This is a genomic window from Paraplanobispora takensis (assembly GCF_016863195.1).
Taxonomy (GTDB): Bacteria; Actinomycetota; Actinomycetes; order Streptosporangiales; family Streptosporangiaceae; genus Planobispora; species Planobispora takensis.
This window is the reverse complement of record NZ_BOOK01000049.1, coordinates 59,752-79,348: the sequence shown is the minus strand read 5'-3', so window position 1 is coordinate 79,348 and position 19,597 is coordinate 59,752. Positions and strand designations below refer to the sequence as shown.

Genomic DNA, 19,597 nt, shown 5'->3' with positions numbered 1-19,597 from the left:
TCAGCTGTCCGCCATGCGGGTGCCGCCGTCGACCAGGTGGATCGGGCGGCCGGTGCGGATCGACTCGTTGGCCGAGGCGCCCACCATGACGCTGCGGATGCCGTCGAGATAGCCGGCCTGCCGGGCCAGCGGGTCGTCGTCCGGACCGCGGAACACGTCGTTCAGCAGCAGCCGGTCACCGCCGCCGTGGCCGCCGGCGCCCTGCTCGATCGGGACCTCCTGCGGCTCCTTCCAGTGCTGGTGCAGGACGAGTTTCTCCCAGGTGCCCGTCGCGTGCTCCTTGGAGGCGGCGGTCGGGTCGATCGCCGCGTGCGGCGGCGTCCAGGCGCGCTCGCACACCTCCAGCTCGATCCGCCCGCCGGTGCCGTTGAACACGGCCCGGTAGCCCTCGTAGGGCGCGTGCGCGTTGAGCGAGTAGGTGAGCAGGGCCCGGTTGTCGTAGTGGACCAGGACCGCCATGTTGTCCTCGATGGTGACGCCCTCGGCGAAGACGTCCTGGTCGCGGATGTAGCCGTCCTCGTGCTCGGCGTCCAGGTACAGGCGCTTGAGCCGCGGGTCGGCGGAGATGTCCAGGATGAACGGGTCGCTGCCGAGGCCGGACGCGCCCTGGCCGCGCTCGGGCCGGGTCTCCAGGCCGCGGGCCCGGGCGTTCTCGGCGCCGTAGAAGCGCAGGTCGCCCCGGGCGTACACGCTCTGCGCCGCGGCGGCCAGCCACCAGTTGACCAGGTCGAAGTGGTGGGTGGACTTGTGCACCAGCAGCCCGCCGGAGTTGACCTTGGCGCGGTGCCAGCGGCGGAAGTAGTCGGCGCCGTGGATGGTGTCCAGGGCCCAGTCGAAGTGCACGGAGGTGATCTCGCCGATCGCGCCCTCCATGATGAGGCGGCGCACGGCGGAGTTGCGGGGCGAGTAGCGGTAGTTGAAGGTGACGATCAGGGAGCCGGTGCTCCGCTCCGCCGCAGCGGCGATCGCGGCGCAGCTCTCGGCGTCGATCGTCAGCGGCTTCTCGACGATCACGCGCTTGCCCGCCTCCAGCGCCGTGACGACGTAGTGGGCGTGCGTGGCGTCCACGGTGGCCACGACCACCGCGTCGCACAGGTCGAGCATCTTGACGTAGTCGTCCGGCGCGAAGCACGGGACGTCCTGGCCGATCCGCTCGACGTAGTAGTCCATACGCGTGCGGTTGGTGTCGCACAGGGCGACGACGGTGCCGGTGTCGCGCCAGTCGCCGAGCAGCGCGTCCACGTACATCTGGGCGCGGTGGCCGAGCCCGACGAATGCGTATCTCATCTCTTCTCCCCGATGGTGTGCTGCCGTACGGCCCGAGCGCTCCCGAACGGGCCGTACGGCAGGCGTGAGGGTGTTTCCCGGCCGGGCGTGCGACGCCCTGCCGCCGGCGGATCAGCCGGAGATGGCCGCGTTGGCCTCCTCGAGGAGCTTGGTGGCCGCCTCGTCGGGGCTCTGCTGACCGGAGGTCACGGCCTCGGAGTAGCGCCGGATGATGTCCTCCATCTTGCCGCCGCCCTTCGGCGGGACGACGACCTGGTCGAGGTCGCCCTTGATGGAGTCGATGAAGGTCAGGGTCTGCTGGTCGGCCGGCGGGAGCTTGTCCTTGATGGACGCCAGGACCTTGCTGTTGATCGGCAGGCCGCGGTCGCTGAGCAGGATGGCGCCGGCCTCGGGGTCGTTGAGCAGGAAGTCGACGAACTTCTGGGCCTCGGCCGGGTGCTCGGTCTTGCTGGAGATCGTCCAGTGCATGGCCGGCTGCAGGAACAGCCCCGACTTCTGCGCGTCCGGCGACTTCGGCAGGCGGAGCAGGGTCAGCTCCTGGCCCGAGGACTTGGTCATGGCGCCGAGCTGGTTGGTCCACCACATGCCGAACCCGCCGGTGTTGGTCGCGATCAGCGACTGCTCCTGACCGGCGGCGGCGGTCTCGGCCATCTTGGCGGCGTCGGGCGAGCCCTTGGTCTTGATCAGCTTGTCGAAGTTCGCCCACCAGGCCTTGAGGGTCTCGGGCGTGATGCCGATCTTGCCGTTGTTGTAGAACTGCTCGCCGCGCTGGGCGGCGAAGATGGTCAGGTAGGCGGGGTTGAAGGTGTACTCGGTGCCGTAGATCGAGCCGCCGCCCCCCTTGGTGATCTTCGAGGAGAGCTCGATGTAGTCGTCCCACGTCCAGGTCGCGTCGTCGGGCATCTTCTCGCCCGCCTTCTCGATGGTGGCCTTGTTGGCGAGCACCGCGAAGACGTTGACGCCGGTGGGCAGGGCGTACTGCTTGCCCTCGACCTGACCGGAGGGCAGCACGCCCTGGTCGAGGTCGGCGGTGTTGACCTTGCCGGACAGGTCGGTGAGGGCGCCGCGGCCGGCGTACTCCGACAGGCCCCGGATCTCGAGGGTCATCACGTCGGGCGCGTCGTTGGCCGCGACCTTGGTGGCCAGCGACTCGTAGTAGCTCGCCCAGTCGGAGAACTCGCCCACCACGTCGATGTTCGGGTTCTTCTTCTCGAACGCGGCGATCGCCTGCTCGGTGAGCTTCTGCCGGGAGTCGGCGCCCCAGTAGGAGAAGCGGAGCTTGACCTTGCCGTCGGCCGCTTCGCCGTCACCGCCGCCGCTGCCGCACGCCGTCAGGGTGAGAGCCGCCACCGCGAGCGCGGCGACCGTCTTGAGAGAGCGCATCTCTCGTCCTTCCTCTTTAGCTTTTCTCAGGGGGTTGAAGAGGACTACTTGAGACCCGTGGTGGCCATACCGCGGATCAGGTACTTCTGGCCGGCCAGGAAGAATCCGAAGATCGGCCCGAGGGCGATGATCGACATGGCGAACATCGGACCCCACGACGACTCACCGCTGGAGTCCAGGAAGCTGCGCAGCGCCACCGGGACGGTGAAGTTGTCGGGGTTGTTCAGGTAGAGGAGCTGGCTGAAGAAGTCATTCCAGGTCCAGATGAAGGTGAAGATCGCCGTGGTGGTCAGCGCGGGGGTGCACAGCGGGAGGATGACGCGGAAGAAGGTCCGCCAGTATCCGGCGCCGTCGATCGCGGCGGCCTCGTCGAGCTCGCGCGGCAGCGTCCTGATGAACTGGACCATCAGGAAGATGAAGAACGAGTCGTGGGCCAGGAACTTCGGCAGGATCAGCGGCCAGATCGTGTTGATCATGTCCAGCTGGGAGAACATGATGTACTGCGGCACGATCACCACGTGCAGCGGCAGCATGATCGTGCCGAGCATGAGCGCGAACCACAGCTTCTTCAGCGGGAAGTTCAACCGGGCGAAGGAGTAGGCCGCCAGCGAGCACGCCGCCAGGTTGCCGACCACCGACAGGATCGTGATGAGCGCCGAGTTCCACAGGTAGTAGCTGAAGGGGTGCGCGAGCGCGTTCCAGCCCTGCGTGTAGTTCTCGAAGGTGATCTCGCTGGGGATCAGGCCCGGCTCCCGGAAGATCAGCTCCTCCGGCTTGAGCGAGCTGGAGATCATCCACAGCAGCGGATAGAGCATGACCAGGCCGAAGCCGATCAGCATCAGGTGCTTGGCACCCCTGGTGACGCGGCGCCGGTACAGGACCGGATTGCGGCTACTTACTGTCGCCATAGAAGACCCAATACTTGGACGCGAGGAAGTTGATTCCGGTCAGAGCGGCGATGATGACCACGAGCACCCAGGCCAGCGCCGAGGCGTAGCCCATCTCGTAGTCCTTGAACCCCTTGGTGTAGAGGTAGAGCGTGTAGAAGAGCGTGGAGTCGGTCGGGCCGCCGGTGCCGTTGCTGACGATGAACGACTGCGTGAACGACTGGAACGATTTGATGATCTCCAGCACGAGGTTGAAGAAGATGATCGGCGTGAGCAGCGGCAGCGTGATCGACTTGAACTGCTGGAGCGTCCCGGCACCGTCGATCGAGGCGGCCTCGTAGTAGCTGCTGGGGATCTGCCGCAGGCCCGCCAGGAAGATGACCATGGGGGCGCCGAACGTCCACACGTGCAGCAGGATCAGGGTGCTCAGCGCGGTGTCGGGGTTGTTGACGTAGCTGGTGCCCTGGATGCCGAAGACGGCCAGGATCGCGTTGACCAGACCGTCGGCGCCGAAGATCTTCCGCCAGAGGATGGCGATCGCGACGCTGCCGCCGAGCAGCGACGGCAGATAGTAGATCGAGCGGTAGAACGACAGACCGCGCAGGCCGCGGTCGAGCAGCAGCGCCAGGGCCAGGGCGAAGGCGAGCTGGAGCGGGACCGACACGACCACGTAGACCGCGGTGACCTTCAGCGAGGTCCAGAAGCGCGGATCCTCGGTGAACAGCTTGATGTAGTTCTCCAGCCCGACCCACTTGGCCTCCTCCAGGAGGCTGTAGTCGGTGAAGGACAGATAGAACGACGCGACGATCGGGCCGATCGTGATCAGGAACAGGCCGATGAACCACGGCACGAGGAACAGGTGGGCCGCCCACGCCTCACGGCGGGAACGGAGGGACGGCTGGGGACGCCCGCGCCCGCGCTTGACGGCGGGTGCGGGGGCGGGAGCCGCGGCCTCAGGCTTCAGCGACAGCGAATCAACCACGGCGCGACCCCTGGACGGGCCGGCGCCGGACACGCGGTGATTCAGTCGTCATCACGGGACCTCCCGGTGAGACGTGATTGGATGGCGCTTTCCTATAGGTCCCGGAAAGTTACGTCAACCCTTTGCAGGCGTTACCTAGCTGTTACCGATATATCGTTCGCAGCGTTTGTCCAGCTGAGACCGGTAATGACAGATGTCGGCCAGGTAAACAATTTCGTGAGTATGACTTGGTTGCTACAAGCGGTTGCAGAACCGATGAGCAATACATCGAATCATAGGATGAATAGACCGCAACCGCCTTCGCCCGAGGATTGACGGCATCGATTCTGCTACCGGTTGCGATGCCTCCCATCGTCTCGTGGAAACGAAGCGGCAGGTCAAAGGCACTGTCGAAAATGAGCCCTTGACGTTTCGGGCAGATGCCGACACTGTTCAGTGCAACTGGTTGCAGTCCCTGGCTCGTCCGGGACTGCCAGAAGGGAAAAGACACCCGTGAGCAGAACTCTTGTCACCGGGAGCGCCGGGCGCCTCGGGCGCAGCGTCGTGTCCGCGCTCGCCGCGGCCGGGCACGAGGTGATCGGCGTGGACCGGGCCCCGGGAACGCCCGCCGACGCCGCCGCCACCCTCCCCGCCGATCTGACCGATCTCGGCGAGGCCTACCAGGTGATCGCGCGCTTCCGGCCGGACGCCGTCGTGCACCTGGCCGCCATCGCCACCCCGTTCAGCCACAGCGACGCGGTGACCTTCCGCACCAACACGCAGCTGGCCTTCAACGTGTGCGACGCGGCGGTGGCGCTGGGCGTGGGCAAGGTGGTCGTGGCCAGCAGCCCGACCGTCATGGGGTACGGCGCGCCGGGCGGCTGGACCCCCTCCTACCTGCCCCTGGACGAGGACCACCCGGTCCTGCCGTGGAACGCCTACAACCTGTCCAAGGTCGTCGCCGAGGAGACGGTGCGCTCCTTCGCCCGCACCGCGACCGCCACCAAACTGGCGGCGGTGCGGCCCTGCTTCGTGATCGCGCCGGAGGAGTGGGAGGGCGCCCCGACCCAGTCGGGGCACACGGTCGCCGAACGCCTGGACCGGCCCGAGATCGCCGGGGTCTCGCTGTTCAACTACATCGACGCCCGCGACGCGGCCGACATGCTCATGACCCTGCTCGACCGGCTGCCCGGGCTGCCCAACGGCGAGGTCTTCTTCGCCGGGGCCGCCGACGCCCTGGCGCGCGAGCCGCTGGCCGAGCTGCTGCCCGAGGTCATCCCGTCCACCGCGGGCTTCGCCGACACCCTCACCGGCACCACCCCCGCCTTCTCCTCGGCCAAGGCCGGCGAGCTGCTCGGCTGGCAGGCCAAGCGCAGCTGGCGCACCGAACTCTCCTGACACCCCAGAGCCTTTCCCCCTGGAGCACCGATCATGAATCTCAGCGGAGTCCTGTTCTTCCCCGTGACCCCCTACGACAGCGCGGGCGCGCTGGCGCAGGACGTGCTGGCCGAGCACATCGGCCGGGGTCTCGCGCACGGCACCGGCGGCGTCTTCGTGGCCTGCGGCACCGGGGAGTTCTCCGCCCTGTCCCAGAGCGAGCACGCCCGCGCCGTGCGGGTGGCCGCCGAGACCGTCCGGGGCGCGGTGCCGGTGCTGGCCGGCGCGGGCGGCCCGCTCGGCGCCGCCCTGGAGCAGGCCCGTACTGCCCGCGAGGCGGGCGCCGACGGCCTGCTGCTCATGCCGCCCTACCTGACCCAGGGCACGGCGGCCGGGTTCGCCGAGTACGTGCGCGCGATCGCCGCCGAGCTGCCGGTGATCATCTACCAGCGCGGCTCCGTGGTGCTCGACCCGGCCACGGTGGTGGAGCTGGCCCGCATCCCCGGTGTGATCGGGCTGAAGGACGGCCTGGGCGACATCGACCGGATGCAGCGCATCGTGCTGGCGGTCCGCCGGGAGATCGGCCCGGACTTCACCTTCTTCAACGGCCTGCCGACCGCCGAGCTGACCATGCCCGCCTACCGCGGCATCGGCGTGGAGCTGTACTCCTCGGCCGTCTTCGCCTTCGCCCCGGAGATCGCCACCGCCTACTTCAACGGCGACGACCGGCTGATCACGGAGTTCTACGCGCCCCTGGTCGAGCTGCGCAGCAAGGCCCCGGGCTACGCGGTCGCCCTGGTCAAGGCCGGCCTGCGGCTGCGCGGCCTGGACGTCGGCCCGGTGCGGGCGCCGCTGACCGACCTCACCCCCGAGCACCTGGCCGAGCTGGACTCGATTCTCAAGAACGGCCTCGCCCTGGTGGGCGCATGACCGGCGAGATCAAGGATCTGCGGACCACCCTGCGCTCGGCGCCGCTGCGCCGGCCGTGGGGTGCGGACGTGCCCTGCAACCACGTGATCGTGTGCGAGGTCGTGCTGTCCGACGGCCGCACCGGCACCGGCTTCTCCTGGACCCCGCAGATCGGGGCGCACGCCGTACAGGCCCTGCTGGACCACGACGTCCGCGAGGCGCTGATCGGCCTGCCCGCCCACCCGGAGCTGGTCTGGGACCGGCTCCGAACGCACCTGAGCGAGGCCGGGCGCGGCGGGCTGACCACGGTCGCGATGGCCGGGGTGGACCTGGCGCTGTGGGACCTGCGCTGCGGGGAGTCCTCCCTGACGGAGGTGCTCGGAGCGCGCCGGGAGAGCCTCCCGGTGTACGGCAGCGGCGTCAACCTGCACTACTCCCTGGCGGAGCTGGTCGAGCAGGCCGGCCGGTGGAAGGCCGCGGGCTATCCGGCCGTCAAGATCAAGGTGGGCCGGCCCGACCTGGCCGAGGACGTCGAGCGGGTCGCCGCGGTCCGCGAGGTCGTCGGCCCGGACACGATCCTGATGATCGACGCCAACCAGCGCTGGGACCTGCACCGGGCCCGGCGCGCGATCGCCGCGCTGGAGCCGTACGACCTGCACTGGATCGAGGAGCCGCTGCCCGCCGACGACGTCGCCGCCCACGTGGAGCTGCGCAGGAGCATCGGCGTGCCGGTGGCGGTGGGCGAGAACGTCTACAACGTCCACGGCTTCCGCGACCTGCTCGTGGCGGGCGCGTGCGACGTGGTCCAGCCCAACGTGGTCCGGGTCGGCGGGATCACCCCGTTCCTGCGCGTGGCCGAGCTGGCCCGCGCCTTCGACGTCCCGCTCTACCCGCACCTGCTGACCGAGCTGTCGGGGCAGCTGGCCCTGACGCTGCACCACCCCGCGATGGTGGAGCTGGTCGAGGACGCCTCCCTGACCGATCTCGGGCTGCTGGCCGCGCCGTGCCCGGTGGAGATCGACGGCATCGAACTGCGTTCGGCCGGCAGGCCGGGACTGGGGATGACATGGGCGTGAGCGAGAACGGGGCGGTCAGGGTCGTGCTCGCCGGGGCGTACGGCCACGGCCGCTCGCACCTGGAGAACCTGCGGCAGCTGAGCGTGCGGGGACTGGCCGAGCTGGCCGGGGTCTGCGACGTGCGCGAGGTGGACGCGCAGTGGCTGCACGGCCTGGGCGCCCCCGAGCAGGCGCGCCCCGGGGACCTGGCCGGCCTGATCGAGCGCACCGGCGCGGAGATCACGATCCTGTGCACCCCCATCAACACCCACGCCGACCTGGCGGTGACCGCGTTGCGCGCGGGCTCCCACCTGCTGCTGGAGAAGCCGCCCGCCTCGTCGCTGGCCGAGTTCGAGCGGATCGCCGCCGCGGTGCGGGAGACCGGGCTGGCCTGCCAGATCGGCTTCCAGAGCCTCGGTTCCGCCGCGATCCCGGCGCTGCGCAAGCTGATCGCCTCCGGCGATCTCGGCGAGATCCGCGGCATCGGGGTGGCCGGCGCCTGGGAGCGGCCCGCCGACTACTTCACCCGCTCCGCCTGGTCGGGCCGGCGACGGCTCGACGACGGGCAGGACGTGGTGGACGGCGCGCTCACCAACCCGTTCGCGCACGCCACCGCCACCGCCCTGGCGGTCGCCGGGGCCGAGGAACGCGGTTCGGTGACCTCGGTCGAGCTGGAGCTGTTCCACGCCAACCCGATCGAGGCCGACGACACCGCCGCGGCCCGGATCCACCTGGCGGACGGTCAGGTGATCACGGTGGCGGTGACGCTGTGCGCGACCGGGCGCAGCGAGCCGTACGTGCTCGTGCACGGCTCGCGGGGCACGGCCCGGCTGACCTACACCACCGACGACCTCGACGGGACCGTCCACCCCCGGGCGAACCTGCTGGAGAACCTGATCGAGCACGTCAGGACCGGCACGGAGCTGCTGGTTCCGGCGGCCCGCACCGGCGCGTTCATGGAGTTCCTGGAGGCGGTACGGCTGGCGCCCGACCCGCTGCCGATCGCCGACGAGCACCAGGAGATCCACGCCGACCGGCGCGAGCTGCCGGGGATCAGGGAGCTGACGGACCTCAGCGCCGAGCGGACGGCCCTGTTCTCGGAGCTGGGCGCGCCGTGGGCGGCCGCATCGGATCCGGACACCACCGCGGGAGCCGTACATGGATGACACGACCGTCGGGCAAGCGCGCGAGGGCGGGACGGCCGCCAGGCAGCTGCTGGTCGCGGGCACACCGGTGGCCTCCTACGTGTGGGAGTCCGACCTGCCGGCGACCGACTCGCCGCGGCCGTACCTGCACCCGGTGCGCACCCTCGCGGGCACGCCGGTCACCGAGTTCCGCCCCGACGACCACGTCCACCACCTGGGCGTCAGCCTGGCCGTCGCGGACGTCGGCGCGGTGAACTTCTGGGGCGGGCGGACCTTCGTCCGCGACCGGGGCGCGAGCTGGCTGGACGACCACGGCCACCAGCGGCACGACGCCTTCCAGGAGCGTGCCGACGGGTTCGGGGAGCGGCTGACCTGGATCGGCCCGGACGGCGCGACCGTCGCCCGCGAGGAGCGGACCGTGCTGGCCCGTCCCGTGATCGGGGCGGCGCCGGGGGACGCGTGGGCGCTGGACTTCTCCTTCGCGCTGACCGTGAGCGAGCCGCTGGAGATCAAGAGCTCGGCGTGCAAGGGCCGGCCGGGCGCCGGGTACGGCGGCTTCTTCTGGCGCGCCCCCAAGGAGTCGGCGGACATCGCCGTGTTCACCGCCGAGGCCGGGGGCGAGGCGGACGTGCACGGCAGCCTCACCCCCTGGCTGGCGCTGGTGTCGGACGCCTGGAGCCTGGTGTTCGTCCAGGCGGGCACGGTGGACCCGTGGTTCGTGCGGGTGGCCGAGTATCCCGGCGTCGGCCCCGCGCTGGCCTGGGACCGGCCGCTGGCCGTGACCGGCACGCTGCGGCGGCGGGTGGTCACGGTCGTGGCCGACGGGCGGCTCGGCCGGGCCGCCGCCGCGAAACTGGCCGCCGCGGCGGCTGCGACGGACGCGGTGGAGAGCGCGCCGTGAAGGTCTTCGTCGCCGGCGACTCCACCGCCGCCGCCTACCCGGTCACGCTCGCGCCGCAGGCGGGCTGGGGGCAGGCGCTGCCGCTGCTGTGGGACGTGCCCGTGGTCAACGAGGCCGTCCCCGGCGCCAGCGCGCGCAGCTCGATCGAGCGCCTGGGGATGTACGAGCGGATCATGTCCGCCATCGGGCCGGACGACCTCCTGCTGATCTGCTTCGGCCACAACGACCCCAAGCACGACCAGGGCCGCTTCTCCGCGCCGTTCACCGGCTACCGGGAGCACCTGCGCCGCTACGTCCACGGGGCCCGCGAGCGGGGCGCGCGCCCCGTGCTGGTCACCTCCGTCGAGCGGCGCGCCTGCGGCCCGGAGGGGACGCACGGCCGTTACCCCGAGGCGATGCGGGCCCTGGCCGCCGACGAGGCGGTGCCGCTGGTCGACCTGCAGGCCGCCAGCCTGCGGCGCTGGCGCGAACTCGGCCCCGAGGCGACCAAGGAGCTGTTCCTCTGGCTCGCCCCGCACCCCAACTACCCCAACGGCAGCGCCGACGACACCCACTTCACCGGGCGCGGCGCGATCGAGGTGGCCCGGCTGCTGCTGGAGGCGGCGGGCGACCTGCTCCCGCCCGCCGTCCGGACCCCCCACGCCGACCTCATGGAATGGAGACCCGTCATGTCCGTGTGGAGCCTCGACGCGCGCTCGGGCGAGCGCCGTCGCGAGTTCGCCTCCACCACCGTGGAAGAGCTCGGCGCGATCTGCCGCCGTGCCCACGAGCTGCTGCCCCGGCTGGACGAGGCCGGGCCGCGGGAGCGGGCGGTGATGCTGGAGGCCATGGCCGACGCGCTGGACGCGCGGGTGGAGGACCTGGTCGCCGCCGCCGACGCCGAGACCGCGCTCGGCGCGCCCCGGCTGACCGGCGAGGTCGCCCGCACCAGCGGGCAGCTGCGCCTGTTCGCCGAGGTGCTTCGCGAGGGCTCCTTCCTCGACGTACGGCTCGACAGCGCCGACGCGGTCAAGCCGGACCTGCGCCGGATGAACATCCCGGTCGGCGTGGTCGGCGTCTTCTCCGCCAGCAACTTCCCCTTCGCCTTCAGCGTCGGCGGCGGTGACACCGCCAGCGCGCTGGCCGCGGGCTGCCCGGTCGTCGTCAAGGCGCACTCCCTGCACCCGGAGACCTCCGCACTGACCCTGGCGGCCCTGCAGGACGGCGCCCGCGCGGCGGGCTTCCCTGCCGAGGTCGTCCAGCTCGTCCACGGCCGCGAGGCGGCGGTCGCCCTGGTCAAGAACCCCCTGGTCAAGGCGGTCGGGTTCACCGGGTCGATCCCCGGCGGGCGCTTCCTGTACGACGTGGCCAAGGCCCGTCCCGAGCCGATCCCCTTCTACGGCGAGCTGGGCAGCCTCAACCCGCTGATCGTCACGCCCGGCGCGGCGGCCCGCCGTACCGAGGAGATCGCGGCCGGGCTGACGGCCTCGGCGACGCTGGGCGCCGGGCAGTTCTGCGTCAAGCCCGGCCTGGTCCTGGCCCCGGCCGGCAGCGGGCTGGTCGAGGCGATGGCCCGGCACTTCACCGAGCTGGGCCCGCAGGTGCTGCTCGGCGACGGCATCAGGGAGAGCTTCGAAAGCGGCGCGGGCGAGCGGGAGGCCATCGCGGGCCTGCGGGTGGCGGCCACCGGGCGGGCAGGCGGCGAGCGGCAGGTGACGGCGCGGCTGCTGACCGGGCCCGCCTCCCTGCTGGACGCCTCCGAACTGCTGCTGGAGGAGTGCTTCGGGCCGATGACCGTGGTGCTCACCTACGACGGCGAGGACGAGCTGGCCGAGATCCTGGCCACCACCCCCGGCAACCTGACCGCGACCCTGCACAGCGAGCCCGAGGAGGAGAAGCTGGCCTCCCGGATCGTGGCGGTGATGCGGGACCGGGCCGGCCGGCTGGTCTTCGACGCCTACCCCACCGGCGTCGCGGTCGGCTGGGCGCAGCAGCACGGCGGGCCGTACCCGGCGACCACCGAGCCGTCGACCACCTCGGTCGGCACCGCGGCGATCTTCCGGTTCCTGCGCTCGGTCGTCTACCAGAACTGCCCGGCGCACCTGCTGCCCGAGGCGCTGCGCGAGGACAACCCCTGGCGGCTGCCCCGCCGCCTGAACGGAGTGCTCACGCCGCCCTGATCCGCCCCTTCCCTCTCCCGCTCCGCGTCTCTCTTCTGCCCGGATTCCCATCCGGCCCGCCGCCTCCCGGTCCTGCCCCGGGGTACGGCGGGCCGCGCGGCCCCGGTGGCACCTGCCGCCGCCGGGGCCGTCGGCATGCCCCGGATCCCCCTGCTACTGCAATCGCTTGTAATGGGTAACGGCGATTTCGCAGGGGCTATTGACGTAAATACGGGATTACGCCAACGTTTCTTGCAACCGATTGCCGCATCCCCAAGGTTGCACATGCGACTTCTGAAACTCCCTCCGGTGATCGCCCTCACGATCATCGCCGCGGCCGCCCCGGCCGCCCCGGCCGCCACCGCCTCGGCCGCTCCCGCCGCCATCGTGGTCGCCGCCGACGGCTCCGGGAACCACACGACCGTGCAGGACGCCGTCGACGCCGTCCCGGCCGGCAACACCAAGCCGGTCACGATCCTGGTCCGCCCGGGCACCTACAAGCAGCAGGTGGTCATCCCCGCCGACAAGCCGTACATCTCGCTGGTCGGCGACACCGGCGACCCGCGCGAGGTCGTGCTCACCTTCGACGCCGCCGCCTCCACCCCCAAGCCGGACGGCTCGGGCACCTACGGCACCTCGGGCAGCGCCTCCTACGTGATCGGCGCGCCCGACTTCACCGCCCGCAACCTCACCTTCGAGAACTCCTACGACGAGGCCGCCAAGGGCAACAGCCAGGCCGTGGCCGTACGGACCACCGGCGACCGGCAGGTCTACGAGAACGTCCGGTTCATCGGCAACCAGGACACCCTCTACGCCAACACCGCCGGCGCCGGCGCCGTGGCCCGGCAGTACTTCCGCAACTGCTACGTCGAGGGCGACGTCGACTTCATCTTCGGCCGGGCCACCGCGCTGTTCCACAACTGCGTGATCAAGTCCCTCAACCGCGGCAGCACCGACGGCAACAACGGCTACGTCACCGCGGCCAGCACCGAGATCACCAACCCGTACGGGTTCATGATCTACCGCAGCCACCTGGTCAGCGACGCCCCCGCCAAGACCGTCCACCTGGGCCGCCCGTGGCCGGCCGGCGGCTCGGCCACCGCCCGCGGCCAGGTCCTGATCCGCGAGTCCTGGCTCGGCCAGCAGTTCAAGGACGCCCCCTGGACCGACATGTCCGGCCTGAACTGGCGGGAGGCCCGGCTGTCGGAGTATCTCAACCGCGGTCCCGGCGCGGCCGTGAACGCCGACCGGCCGCAGCTGACCAGGGAGCAGGCCAGGGACTTCGATCCGGAGGACTATCTGAAGGGCCAGGACGGCTGGGACCCCTTCCGCAGCTTCCCCTCCCACTCCGACCGGCAGACCGGCCGCCAGGTGCTGCCCGAGAACGACGGCTGGGCCGCCGAGGGCACCGGCACCACCGGCGGCTCGGCCGCCCGCCCGGAGAACATCCACACCGTCTCCACCCGGGCGCAGCTGCTGGCCGCGATCGGCGATCCCGCCGACAACACCCCGAAGATCATCTATGTGAAGGGCGCCGTCGACGCCGACACCGACGACGCGGGCAACCCCCTCACCTGCGCGAGCTACGCGGTCAACGGCTACAGCCTGCAGGCGTACCTGGCCGCCTACGACCCGGCGGTCTGGGGCCGGGACAAGGTGCCCTCGGGCCCGCTGGAGGACGCGCGCAAGGCCTCCTACGACAAGATGGCCAAGCACGTCACCGTCACCCTCGGCTCCAACGTCACCCTCATCGGCCTGGGCCGCGACGCCGCGCTGAAGAGCTTCGGCATCCGCGTCACCAACGCCGACAACGTGATCGTCCGCAACCTCACCGTCACCGACACCTCCGACTGCTTCCCGCAGTGGGACCCGACGGACGGCGAGGAGGGCGCCTGGAACGCCTCCTTCGACAACATCGAGATCTCCGGATCCACGCACGTGTGGCTGGACCACAACACCCTCAACGACGGTGACAACCCGGACTCCGACCAGCCGCTCCACTTCGGCCGGCCGTACCAGGTCCACGACGGCCTGCTCGACGTGGTGCGCGGCTCGAACTACGTGACCCTGTCGTGGAACCACCTGAGCAACCACGACAAGGTGTCGCTGATCGGCAACACCGACAACGCCACCCGGTACGCCGAGGCCGACAAGCTGAAGGTGACCCTGCACCACAACTACTTCGAGGGCCTGGGCCAGCGGACCCCGCGGGTGCGCTTCGGCCAGGTGCACGTCTACAACAACTACTACACCGGCTCGGACATCCATCAGTACAGCATCGGCGTGGGCGCGGGATCGAAGGTCTACGCGCAGGCCAACGCCTTCGACGGCATCCCGGCCGACAAGGTCCTGTCGGTCCTGAACGGCACCGCGATCACCGTCAGGGACAACGTGGTCGACGGCAGGCCCGTCGACCTGGTCGCCGCCTACAACGCCGCCCACGACCCCGACCTCGGCGCCGACGCGGGCTGGACGCCCACCCTGGTGACCAAGGTCCACCCCGCCCGCACGCTGCGCGGCCTCGTGCCCGCCCAGGCGGGGGCCGGACGCCTCGGCTGAGCCGGACCCCCTCCCCGACCCGGCCGGTACGGCCCCGCCCAGAGCGGAGCCGTACCGGCCGTTCCATTCGGCGGGGCCGTGCCGGTGCCGCCGGATCTCAGCCGGTGGGCATCGCCGTCGGCGAGCCGGGCAGGGCGATGCGGACCGTGGTGCCGTGCCCGGGGACGCTGTCGATGTGCACGGTGCCGCCGTGCATCTGAACGATCTTGTCGGTGATGGACAGGCCCACCCCGGTGCCGGCGATCGCGCGCTCCTCGGCGTCGGGGGCGCGGTAGAAGTCCTCGACGACGTGCTCGAGGTCGTCGACGCCGATGCCGATGCCGCTGTCGCGCACCTCCACGGCCGGGTGGGGCCCGGCGGCCACGGTGACGTCGATGCTCCCGCCCGGCGGGGTGAACTTCAGCGCGTTGTCCAGGACCTGGGTCAGCGCGTGCTCCAGCCGCCGGGCGTCGGCGCTCACCGTCACCGGCCCGTCGGCGTGCAGGCGCAGGCGCAGCTCACAGGTGCGGGCCCGGGCGGTGATCTGGTCGACCGCGCGGCGGGTGACGGCGGTCAGGTCGACGGAGGACGGGTGGTGGACGGCGGTGCGGGCGTTGAGGCTGGCCACCAGGAGCAGCTCGTCGATCAGCCCCAGGATGCGGTGGCTGTTGCGCTCGATCACCTGCAGGAACCGCTGCTCGGTCGTCGGGTCCAGCCCGCCGTCCTGGATCAGCTGCAGGTAGCTGGCGATCGAGGTCAGCGGGGTGCGCAGCTCATGGTTGACGGTGCGCAGGAACCGGTTCTTCAGCTCCTCGACGTCGCGCAGCCGCTGGATGATCTCGTCGGAGCGGCGGGTGTAGTAGTGGGCCTCCAGCAGCCCGGCCGCGCTGGTGGCCAGGGTGGTCAGGGCCTGGCGCTGGGTGCCGCTCAGCCGGCGCGGGACCTGGTCCATCACGCACACCGTGCCCAGGGCGTGGTCGTGGCTGCTGACCACGGGCGTGCCGGCGTAGAAGCGCACGTACGGCGGCCCGGTCACCCAGGCGTCGTCGCGGAAGCGCGGGTCGGCCAGCATGTCGGGCACTTCAATCATCTCCCGGCCGATGATGACGTACGGGCACGCCAGCGACTGCCGGTCCATCTTGGTCGCGGCGATGCCGGCCCGGCCCTTGAAGTACTGCCCGTCGCTGCCGACGAGGTTGACCAGCGCGATCGGCGCCTGGCAGACGGCCGCAGCCAGCTGGGCGATCGCGGAGAAGTCGGGTTCCGGGAGGGTCTCCAGCGCCTGCAGCGCCATGAGCTCTCCGACCCGCTCCTCTTCGTCGATCGGCCGCGGAATGAAGGACATCGCACGTCACCCACCAGAGATTCCGGGATCATCGCAGTTCGGTGAGGCCTCGTTCTCCTAGTGGCGTCGTGAATTGAGCCGCTTGTCGTTTTACCCATGAAAAACAGACATAACCACCAAATAGGACATAATTCCATCTTGCTATCTCACGACCGGGGACGGTCGGACCGCCTTGATCCCGCCGGCCGTCGCGGCAGGTTCGTGGAAGCGCCGTGCGGGGCGTCGAAGGCATGCTGGGCCGTCTCGTCCGCTGTCGTCGGGTCCGGAGGTCGTCGTGCAGGCCGTATTGATCATCGTGGTGGCGGTCTTCTTCCTCGGGATGGGGGTGTTCGGGTTGTCCGCGCCCGCCGCGCTGATCAGGCCGTTCCGGATGATCGCCGACTCGGCCGAGGCGCGCAGCGAGATCCGGGCGGTGTACGGCGGTTTCGGCGTGGCCGTGGGCGGACTGCTGCTGACGGCGCTCGCCGGCACCGGCGGGACGCGCACGGGGGTGGTCCTCACCGTCGCCGTGTCCCTGCTGGGCATGGCCTCCGGGCGGCTGGCGGGGCGGGCGATCGAGCGGCCGGCGGCGTTCCATCCCGTCTGGTGCTACTTCTGGGTGGAGGTCGCCGCCGCGGGCGCGTTGCTGGCGAGCCTCATGTGAGGGCCTCAGGCGAGGGGTCCAGGCAGTGGATCGTCGGGTTCCCGGAGAGCAGGGCGCTGGGCGTGAGACCGAACATGGCGTGGAAGGCGGTGCTCAGGTGGGACGGGCTGGCGAAGTGGCCGTCGGCCGCCGCCCGGGTGAGGTTGTGGCCCGCCGCCAGCGCCCGCGCGGCCCGGTGCATCTGCGCCCACAGCCGGAAGCGGCGGTACGACGTCCCCGTGCCGTCCCTGAACAGCCGCAGGAAGCGGGACTCCGACAGTCCCAGCTCGGCGGCCAGCGGCCCGGCGGGCAGCGGCCGGCGGGCGTCGACGAGCCTGCGGGTGGCGGCCGCGATCCGCGGGTCGGCGTACGACGTCCCGGCGTGGCCGACGGCCCCGGCGATCCAGGCGGTGACCCGCGGGACGGGAGTGTGCGGGGACAGCTCCGCCGCCCCGGCGAGCAGGTCGTCCTCGTGCCGGTGCCCGGTCAGGATCTCCCCCTGCCCGGCGGTGAAGCCGGTACGGCACGCCCGGTCGTCCGCCGAGCCGGGTTCGAGATAGAGGAACACCATGCGATCGCCGGGCATCATGAGCCGGTGGCGCATCCGGGGGGCGATGAGCGCGGTGCGCGCCCGCAGTTCGCCACCGGTCACCGGACGGACGGCGAAGGGCGCGTCCACGCCCACGGCCAGGCACGCGACCGCACCGGAGTGCGGCCCCAGCCGCAGGGACGGCCCGGCGTACAGGGCGCGGCCCGGCCACAACCACACCGCCGCCCCGTCCACGGCGCGACGGGTCGGTGAAGGCGTCGGCATCGGAGTCTCCTTCGGGCCGGGAACGTGCGAGGGAGGATACGGCGCGCCCCGCACAGGACGCGCTCTAGGTGGCGAGGCGGGCCTCGAAACCGTCGAGGATGGCCCGGAGGCCGAACTCGAAGCTGCCCTCGGGCGCCATGGCGTAGTCGGCCGCGGCGGCGGTGCCGAGGCGTTCGCGCAGCCGGGGGAACTCCATGGCGACCTCCGCGGCCCGCGACACGGTCTCGGCCAGCAACCGCTCGGCGTCCGCGCCGTTCCTGCCGAGCCGCCGGGTCAGCGAGACCTGCGAGGCCGGCCCGAGAGCGCTGCCGAGCACGAAGACGAACACCGTGCCGGCCGCCTGGTCGGCGTCGGCGGCGGCGAATCCCGCCTTCTCGTAGATGGCGAGGCTGTGGTCGTCGAGGCGGGCCTTGCCGGGGCCGTACAGCAGGTGGCTGCCGAACGCCTGCCCGAGCCAGGGGTGACGGGTGAGCATCGCGTGCATGCCGGTGGCCATGGCGGCGGCGGCCGTCCGCCAGTCGGTGCCGTCGAGGTCGGGCAGCTCGACCTCCCGCCAGACCGCGTCGCCGGCCAGCCGTACGAGATCGTCCTTGGTCTTGATGTGCCAGTAGATCGCCGTGGCGGCCGAGCCCAGCCGCTTGCCCAGGCTGCGCATGTTGAGGCCGTCCAGGCCCTCGCCGTCCAGCAGCTCGATGGCGGCGCGGACGATCTGGTCCGCGGTCAGTGTGTCCCTCGACATGGCCGCCAGCATAGTTGAACAAAGTTCAATGACGCTATTGCACTTAGTTCAGGAGCGGAATAGCCTCCAATTGCACTTAGTTCAATCGCATGAGCGGAGGACACGATGTCCCAGGAGAAGCTGTCCGGTTTCGTCGAGACCGCGGCCCGGGAGTCCGGCCTGCCCGGCGCCGCCGTCGGGGTGCTGACGGGCGAGGAGGAGTTCCACGCCTGCTACGGCGTCACCAGCCTGGCCGACCCGCTGCCGGTCGACGGCACGACGCTGTTCCATCTGGCCTCGGTGAGCAAGACCTTCACCGCGACCGCGCTGATGCGCCTGGCCGCGGAGGGGAAGGTCGAGCTGGACGCGCCGGTGCGCCGGTACGTCCCCGAGCTCAGGCTCTCCGACGAGCGGGCCGCGGCGCGGATCACCGTGCTGAACCTGCTCAACCACACCGCGGGCCTGGACTGGAACCTGATCGACCCCGGCGAGGAGGACCTCTCCCTCGCCGCGCTCGCGGTGAAGCTGGCAGACCTGGAGATGATCGCACCGCCCGGGGCCCGGGCCTCCTACAGCCAGGCGGGCTACAACCTGGCCGGGCTGGTCGTCGAGAAGGTCACCGGCCTGCCCTTCGAGAAGGCCGTGACCTCGCTGGTCCTGGAGCCTGCGGGGCTGTCGAACACCTTCTTCGACCTGGACGACGTCATGATCCGGCGGTTCGCCGTGGGCCACAACCGCGACGGGGACGGGACCCTGCGGCCCGCCCGGCCGTGGAAGGCGTGGCGGGCCGGCTGGCGCGCCGACAACCCCGGCGGGGGCATCGTGTCCTCGGTGAGCGACCTGCTGCGCTGGGCCCGCTTCCACCTGGGCACCGGGGAGGGCGTGCTGCCCGCCGAGGCGCTGCGCCGCATGCGGGAGCGGACGGTCGAGTTGCGGGCCGGCACGCTCGGCGACGCCTTCGGGATCTGCTGGTTCCTGCGCGAGGTGGACGGCGTGCGCACCGCCGGGCACGGCGGCTCGGGCAACGGCCAGTTCGCCGAGCTGCTCATCGTGCCCGAGCGCGAATTCGCCGTCGTCTCCCTGGCCAACGCCGGTCCGGACGGCGGCCCCTTCAACCAGGCCGTCGTCCGCTGGGCGCTGGAGCACTATCTCGGCGTGGTCGACCGCGACCCCGAACCGGTCCCCCACGACGAGGCGCGGGCGCGGGAGGTCGCCGGCCGCTACGAGAACGACGCCATGAACATCGACATCGCCGCCGACGGGCTCGCGCTCACGCTCGCGGCCGGGATCAAGCCGGAGATCCGCGGGGCGTCGGAGACCGAGATGCCCCCGGACCATCCGCCGGCCGCCATCGGCCTCCTGCCCGGCGACGGTGAGGAGTACATCGTCACCGAGGGCGGCCTGAAGGGGCAGCGCGGCTTCTTCACCCGCGACGACGGCGGCGCGATCGTGGGCGTCGACCTGGCCGGCCGGATCTTCACCCGGCGCCCGGCCGCGTCCTGAGCCTCCGGAGCGGG

The 19,597-nt window shown here is 71.2% G+C and carries 16 protein-coding genes; 9 read left to right on the top strand and 7 right to left on the bottom strand.

Annotated features, from left to right (window positions below; translation table 11 throughout):
• From Pta02_RS31660 to Pta02_RS31645, 4 genes are all read right to left on the bottom strand, one after another.
• Nucleotides 1–1,287 carry a Gfo/Idh/MocA family protein gene (locus Pta02_RS31660; RefSeq protein ID WP_203878645.1) on the bottom strand — a complete coding sequence of 429 codons (1,287 nt, stop codon included), beginning with the start codon at nucleotides 1,285–1,287 and terminating at the stop codon, nucleotides 1–3.
• Between the two features lie 111 nt (nucleotides 1,288–1,398).
• On the bottom strand, nucleotides 1,399–2,670 hold the full coding sequence (locus Pta02_RS31655; protein WP_203878644.1) for an ABC transporter substrate-binding protein: 1,272 nt from the start codon (nucleotides 2,668–2,670) through the stop codon (nucleotides 1,399–1,401).
• 44 nt (nucleotides 2,671–2,714) lie between these two features.
• A complete protein-coding gene (locus Pta02_RS31650) occupies nucleotides 2,715–3,578 on the bottom strand; it encodes a carbohydrate ABC transporter permease (protein WP_203878643.1) in 864 nt (287 codons plus the stop codon).
• Complete coding sequence (locus Pta02_RS31645) at nucleotides 3,562–4,539, bottom strand: carbohydrate ABC transporter permease (RefSeq protein ID WP_203878642.1); 978 nt, start codon at nucleotides 4,537–4,539, stop codon at nucleotides 3,562–3,564. The genes Pta02_RS31650 and Pta02_RS31645 overlap by 17 nt, the downstream gene beginning before the upstream one ends.
• Nucleotides 4,540–5,031: 492 nt before the next feature.
• Here Pta02_RS31645 and Pta02_RS31640 point away from each other — a divergent pair, with 492 nt between their 5' ends.
• The 7 genes from Pta02_RS31640 to Pta02_RS41555 all read left to right on the top strand — a co-directional run bounded on the left by Pta02_RS31640 (nucleotide 5,032) and on the right by Pta02_RS41555 (nucleotide 14,602).
• Nucleotides 5,032–5,916 (top strand): NAD-dependent epimerase/dehydratase family protein, encoded by an 885-nt coding sequence (locus Pta02_RS31640; RefSeq protein ID WP_203878641.1) that lies wholly within the window; start codon nucleotides 5,032–5,034, stop codon nucleotides 5,914–5,916.
• A 33-nt stretch (nucleotides 5,917–5,949) separates the two neighbouring features.
• Nucleotides 5,950–6,825, top strand: coding sequence for a 5-dehydro-4-deoxyglucarate dehydratase (locus tag Pta02_RS31635; RefSeq protein WP_203878640.1), 876 nt, complete (start codon nucleotides 5,950–5,952; stop codon nucleotides 6,823–6,825).
• Nucleotides 6,822–7,880: a mandelate racemase/muconate lactonizing enzyme family protein gene (locus Pta02_RS31630; protein ID WP_203878639.1), complete on the top strand. Its 1,059-nt coding sequence runs from the start codon at nucleotides 6,822–6,824 to the stop codon at nucleotides 7,878–7,880. Before Pta02_RS31635 ends, Pta02_RS31630 begins: the two co-directional genes overlap by 4 nt.
• Nucleotides 7,877–9,025, top strand: a complete 1,149-nt coding sequence (locus Pta02_RS31625; RefSeq protein WP_373872427.1) for a Gfo/Idh/MocA family protein — start codon at nucleotides 7,877–7,879, stop codon at nucleotides 9,023–9,025. Before Pta02_RS31630 ends, Pta02_RS31625 begins: the two co-directional genes overlap by 4 nt.
• A complete protein-coding gene (locus Pta02_RS31620; RefSeq protein ID WP_203878637.1) occupies nucleotides 9,018–9,905 on the top strand; it encodes a DUF6807 domain-containing protein in 888 nt (295 codons plus the stop codon). Before Pta02_RS31625 ends, Pta02_RS31620 begins: the two co-directional genes overlap by 8 nt.
• A complete protein-coding gene (locus Pta02_RS31615; RefSeq protein ID WP_203878636.1) occupies nucleotides 9,902–12,064 on the top strand; it encodes an aldehyde dehydrogenase family protein in 2,163 nt (720 codons plus the stop codon). The genes Pta02_RS31620 and Pta02_RS31615 overlap by 4 nt, the downstream gene beginning before the upstream one ends.
• Nucleotides 12,065–12,328: 264 nt before the next feature.
• Nucleotides 12,329–14,602: a pectinesterase family protein gene (locus Pta02_RS41555; protein WP_239131376.1), complete on the top strand. Its 2,274-nt coding sequence runs from the start codon at nucleotides 12,329–12,331 to the stop codon at nucleotides 14,600–14,602.
• Nucleotides 14,603–14,699: 97 nt separating this feature from the next.
• On the opposite strand, the gene Pta02_RS31605 is transcribed toward Pta02_RS41555, so the two are convergent.
• Nucleotides 14,700–15,926 carry a GAF domain-containing sensor histidine kinase gene (locus Pta02_RS31605; RefSeq protein ID WP_203878635.1) on the bottom strand — a complete coding sequence of 409 codons (1,227 nt, stop codon included), beginning with the start codon at nucleotides 15,924–15,926 and terminating at the stop codon, nucleotides 14,700–14,702.
• A gap of 274 nt (nucleotides 15,927–16,200) precedes the next feature.
• On the opposite strand from Pta02_RS31605, the gene Pta02_RS31600 reads away from it, so the two are divergent.
• Nucleotides 16,201–16,569, top strand: a complete 369-nt coding sequence (locus Pta02_RS31600; RefSeq protein ID WP_203878634.1) for a DUF4345 family protein — start codon at nucleotides 16,201–16,203, stop codon at nucleotides 16,567–16,569.
• Here Pta02_RS31600 and Pta02_RS31595 read toward each other — a convergent pair.
• Nucleotides 16,562–17,362 (bottom strand): helix-turn-helix domain-containing protein, encoded by an 801-nt coding sequence (locus Pta02_RS31595; RefSeq protein ID WP_203878633.1) that lies wholly within the window; start codon nucleotides 17,360–17,362, stop codon nucleotides 16,562–16,564. The two genes, Pta02_RS31600 and Pta02_RS31595, sit on opposite strands and share 8 nt — an antisense overlap.
• A gap of 64 nt (nucleotides 17,363–17,426) precedes the next feature.
• A complete protein-coding gene (locus Pta02_RS31590; protein ID WP_203878632.1) occupies nucleotides 17,427–18,101 on the bottom strand; it encodes a TetR/AcrR family transcriptional regulator in 675 nt (224 codons plus the stop codon).
• Between the two features lie 105 nt (nucleotides 18,102–18,206).
• On the opposite strand from Pta02_RS31590, the gene Pta02_RS31585 reads away from it, so the two are divergent.
• A complete protein-coding gene (locus Pta02_RS31585; RefSeq protein WP_203878631.1) occupies nucleotides 18,207–19,583 on the top strand; it encodes a serine hydrolase domain-containing protein in 1,377 nt (458 codons plus the stop codon).
• The last annotated feature ends 14 nt before the right edge of the window (nucleotides 19,584–19,597 follow it).

Excerpts from the sequence above, each read along its gene's own strand:
- Pta02_RS31660 (WP_203878645.1), bottom strand. The coding sequence starts at position 1,287 with ATGAGATACGCATTCGTCGGGCTCGGCCACCGCGCCCAGATGTACGTG.
- Pta02_RS31655 (WP_203878644.1), bottom strand. The coding sequence starts at position 2,670 with ATGCGCTCTCTCAAGACGGTCGCCGCGCTCGCGGTGGCGGCTCTCACC.
- Pta02_RS31650 (WP_203878643.1), bottom strand. The coding sequence starts at position 3,578 with ATGGCGACAGTAAGTAGCCGCAATCCGGTCCTGTACCGGCGCCGCGTC.
- Pta02_RS31635 (WP_203878640.1), top strand. The coding sequence starts at position 5,950 with ATGAATCTCAGCGGAGTCCTGTTCTTCCCCGTGACCCCCTACGACAGC.
- Pta02_RS31630 (WP_203878639.1), top strand. The coding sequence starts at position 6,822 with ATGACCGGCGAGATCAAGGATCTGCGGACCACCCTGCGCTCGGCGCCG.
- Pta02_RS31620 (WP_203878637.1), top strand. The coding sequence starts at position 9,018 with ATGGATGACACGACCGTCGGGCAAGCGCGCGAGGGCGGGACGGCCGCC.
- Pta02_RS41555 (WP_239131376.1), top strand. The coding sequence starts at position 12,329 with ATGCGACTTCTGAAACTCCCTCCGGTGATCGCCCTCACGATCATCGCC.
- Pta02_RS31605 (WP_203878635.1), bottom strand. The coding sequence starts at position 15,926 with ATGTCCTTCATTCCGCGGCCGATCGACGAAGAGGAGCGGGTCGGAGAG.
- Pta02_RS31595 (WP_203878633.1), bottom strand. The coding sequence starts at position 17,362 with ATGCCGACGCCTTCACCGACCCGTCGCGCCGTGGACGGGGCGGCGGTG.
- Pta02_RS31590 (WP_203878632.1), bottom strand. The coding sequence starts at position 18,101 with ATGTCGAGGGACACACTGACCGCGGACCAGATCGTCCGCGCCGCCATC.
- Pta02_RS31585 (WP_203878631.1), top strand. The coding sequence starts at position 18,207 with ATGTCCCAGGAGAAGCTGTCCGGTTTCGTCGAGACCGCGGCCCGGGAG.